General features: G+C 71.3%; 2 protein-coding genes and 1 pseudogene. All 3 read left to right on the top strand.

Features of this window, described 5'->3' with window-relative positions:
- Positions 1-1,564, top strand: a pseudogene (locus tag AC08ON_RS15870) (lantibiotic dehydratase family protein); the annotation flags it as partial.
- 352 nt (positions 1,565-1,916) lie between these two features.
- Positions 1,917-2,660, top strand: coding sequence for a thiopeptide-type bacteriocin biosynthesis protein (locus tag AC08ON_RS15865; RefSeq protein ID WP_476608268.1), 744 nt, complete (start codon positions 1,917-1,919; stop codon positions 2,658-2,660).
- The coding region (locus AC08ON_RS15860) for a lanthionine synthetase LanC family protein (protein ID WP_476617244.1) at positions 2,657-3,470 on the top strand (814 nt) is incomplete at its 3' end. The genes AC08ON_RS15865 and AC08ON_RS15860, both read left to right, overlap by 4 nt.

Genomic DNA, 3,470 nt, shown 5'->3' with positions numbered 1-3,470 from the left:
CCGGCTCGTACTTCCCTGGCGCCCGCACGCCCAACCGCCAACGGAGGCGTTCCTACCCGCCGAGGTCTCGGTCCGCCACAGCCGAGCAGTACAGACGGCCATGGCGTGCGCGGAGGCACCCGTCCGATTTTCCGATCTTGTTGATGCGGTGGGCGCCACGCTCGGTCTTCCTCGCCTTGGCGTCGAGACCATGTTGGCCCAGCTCCTGACGTATGGCGTTCTCGTGAGCAACCTGCGGCCACCCGCGACGTGCACGGACGTCGTCGCGCACATTCTCGGCACGCTGACCGGCATCGAGGACGCAGGCGTGCCAGCCACCACGCAGCGGTCCGATGACAGCCCCAGCGCTTCCTCGGCGGCCCTCATCGAAAAGCTCCTGCTGATCCAGGCCGACCTCGTGGGAGCACGCGGCGTGGACGGTTCGGTGCCGCAGCCAGGTCTGGCGGCCGTTCGTGAGCGGATGCGGGTGGTGCACTCCGTGGTCGAACAGCCACTCGTGGTTGATCTGCGGATGGGCTGCACGGTGACAGTGCCGGAGGTCGTGGCGACGGAGGCCGCTGCGGCGGCCGGAGTGCTGCTGCGAATGACCCCACATCCGGCTGGCAACCCGTCCTGGCGCGAGTACCACCGCAGCTTCATCGACAGGTTCGGTGAGTCGGCGCTGGTAGGACTTGATCAGCTGGTTGACCCGGTGGTCGGCCTGGGCTATCCGGCCCATTTCGGCCCGGCAGCGGCAGAGCCTGCCGACGGGGTGCCGCTCCGCGACGAGTTCCTGCTGCAGCTTGCTCAGCGCGCGGCGCTCGACGGCCAGCAGGAAGTCGTTCTGGACAACGCCGCCCTCGACGCCGTGTCCGCACCGGCGGACGGGTTTTGGGCGGAACCGCATGTCGAGATCTGCGTCGAGGTCCTGGCACCGTCGACAGCGAGCCTGCCCCGAGGCGCGTTCACCCTGTGGGTCACGGGTGTCAGCCGGACCGCGGTCGCGATGAGCGGCAGATTCCTCGATCTGCTTCCCGACGCGGACCGTCACCGGATGGTGAGCGCGTTCCGTCAGCTTCCCACGGTGGTCGACGACGCAGTGACAGCGCAGTTGTCGTTCCCGCCGGGGCACGCCCGGTTGGAGAACGTCACCCGCGCTCCCCACATGCTGGCGGATTGGATCTCCTTCGCCGAGCACCACGAACGTCAGCACGGCAGGATCGTGTGGACGGATCTGGCGGTCACGGCGGACAGCGCGCGGTTCTACCTGGTGTCGCTCTCCCGCCGTGCCGTCGTCGAACCGTTGCTGACGCACGCTGCGGCCCGCCAGTCCTTCCCACCGCTCGCGCGCCTGTTGCACGAACTGCCCCGCGCTGGCGCCGGGACCGTCGCCCCGTTCTCGTGGGGCGCGGCGGGTTGTCTCCCGTTCCTGCCGAGGGTTCGCCATGGCCGCACGGTTCTGGCACCGGCCCGCTGGCGCATCCATCCGTCGGATCTCCCAGGCCCGCGGGCGGCCGACCAGGAATGGGCTGACGCGCTCGGGCGGCTCCGGCAGCGATCAGGACTGCCCCGGTGGGTGAGCACCGGCCGGGCGGATGTGCGGCTGCGGCTGGACCTCGACGAACGGTTGGACCGCGACCTGCTGCGTGCTGAACTCAACGGTGCCAGCGGTGCTGTCAGCCTCTCCGAAGCACCGCATCCCGATGACTACGGCTGGGCCGGCGGCCGAGCCCACGAGATCGTGTTCCCCGTGGCGACGACCGCCGCCCCGCGTCCGGCACCCGCCGTGGTGACGGCATCCGGTCCGATGACGGTGACCGACGCGGCCTCCGGGATCCTGCCAGGGTCGACGGTGCTCTTCGCGAAGCTGTACTGCCATCCGGACGTGGTCAATACGATCCTCACCAGCCGCCTGCCCGCGCTGCTCGACACCGGGGATGTGGTGGTTCATCAGGTACCACGACCCTGCGCCCCACCTACGCCTGCGGATCCGCCTCGCGCCGGATGCCCAGAGCTACGGGCGGTTGGCAGCCCGGGTCGGTGTCTGGGCGGAGGAGTTGCGAGCGCAGCGTCTCATTGGCGATCTGGCACTCGACACCTACCACCCTGAGACGGCCCGGTACGGCGAGGGCGAAGCACTCGCCGCGGCCGATAACCTGTTCGCCGCCGACTCCGCCGCTGTCGTCGCCCAGCTGGTCGCCCAGGCTGCGAACCGGGCGCTGCTCCCCGCGGCCCTGACAGCGGTCAGCATGGTCGACCTGACCTGCGCACTGATCGGTAACCGGCAGGCCGGAATGCGGTGGCTTCTGGACAACCGACGGGCCTCTGGGGCACCGACTCATCGGCCGGTGCTGCGCCAGGCCATCGCGTTGTCCCAAGCAGATCGCGGCGGCTCCGCGCCTGGCGGCGCAGTCCTGCGGCTTCCGGCAGCGGTGTGTGACAGCTGGGACGCCCGGCGCCGGGCCGCCGAACGATATGCAGCCCAGCTCGCCGCATCACCGGGCCGGCCGGACCACAGCGATGTACTGGGATCGCTGCTGCATCTGCACTATGTCCGTGCCCACGGCCTCGGCTCCGCGGCGGAGCGTGCCTGCCACCGCCTCGCCCGCGCGGTCGCCCTTGCCTGGCACCACACCGACCAGCAGGCCCGTCTCGTCCCCGCTGGAACGGAAAGATCATGACTGTGGTCGGCGATCCGCGCACCCGCACGGCGACCATCGCCGCCCGGCTGGCCGACGCGCTGGCCGTGCCACCGCCGCCCGAGACAGGCGACGACCGCAGCCCCAGCAGCCCCCGCTGGAAGGGCCAGTCGCTGGCTGAGGGAGCGGCCGGCGTCGCGCTTCTCCACGGGGTGCGCGCCAGCTCCCGCCACGGCGACTGGGACACCGCCGACGGCTGGCTGACAGCCGCCGGCAGCGAAGATCTTTCCGCTGGGCCGGGCGCCGGCCTGTGGTTCGGCGCCCCGGCGCTCGCGCTGGCCCTGACGGCGGCGGCCCCACCCGGCCACCACCAGCGCGCGGCCCAGCGGCTCCATACCGCTGTCGAAAGACTGGTCGAACGCCGGCTCACGGCGGCCCACACACGGGTAGAGGTGGGACAGCGACCGGTGCGCGCGGAATTCGACCTGGTCCGAGGCCTGACCGGGCTCGGCGCGTATCTCTCGGTCCGAGGCCCGGACAGCGAGCAGCTCCGCCAGATCTTGACCTACCTTGTCCGGCTCACCGAGCCGGTGCCGGCCATGGACACGGCCGGGCTGGCCGCGCCCGGCTGGTGGAGCGTCGACGTCCCCACCAGCGCACCGCCCGGCCCCTTCGCGGGCGGACACGCCGACCTGGGCATGGCTCACGGCATCGCGGGGCCGCTTGCCCTACTGGCGCTCACCCACCGCCGCGGAATCATCGTCCCCGGCCACACCGTGGCCCTCGACCGGATCTGCCGCTGGCTGGACGTCTGGCGCCAGGATGGACCCGCCGGGCCTTGGCTTGTCGTTT

The organism is Frankia sp. CoWAU3 (assembly GCF_977971855.1).
Note: the sequence above shows the minus strand (reverse complement) of the source record. Positions and strands in the feature narration are given on the sequence as shown.

Excerpts from the sequence above, each read along its gene's own strand:
- AC08ON_RS15865 (WP_476608268.1), top strand. The coding sequence starts at position 1,917 with ATGTGGTGGTTCATCAGGTACCACGACCCTGCGCCCCACCTACGCCTG.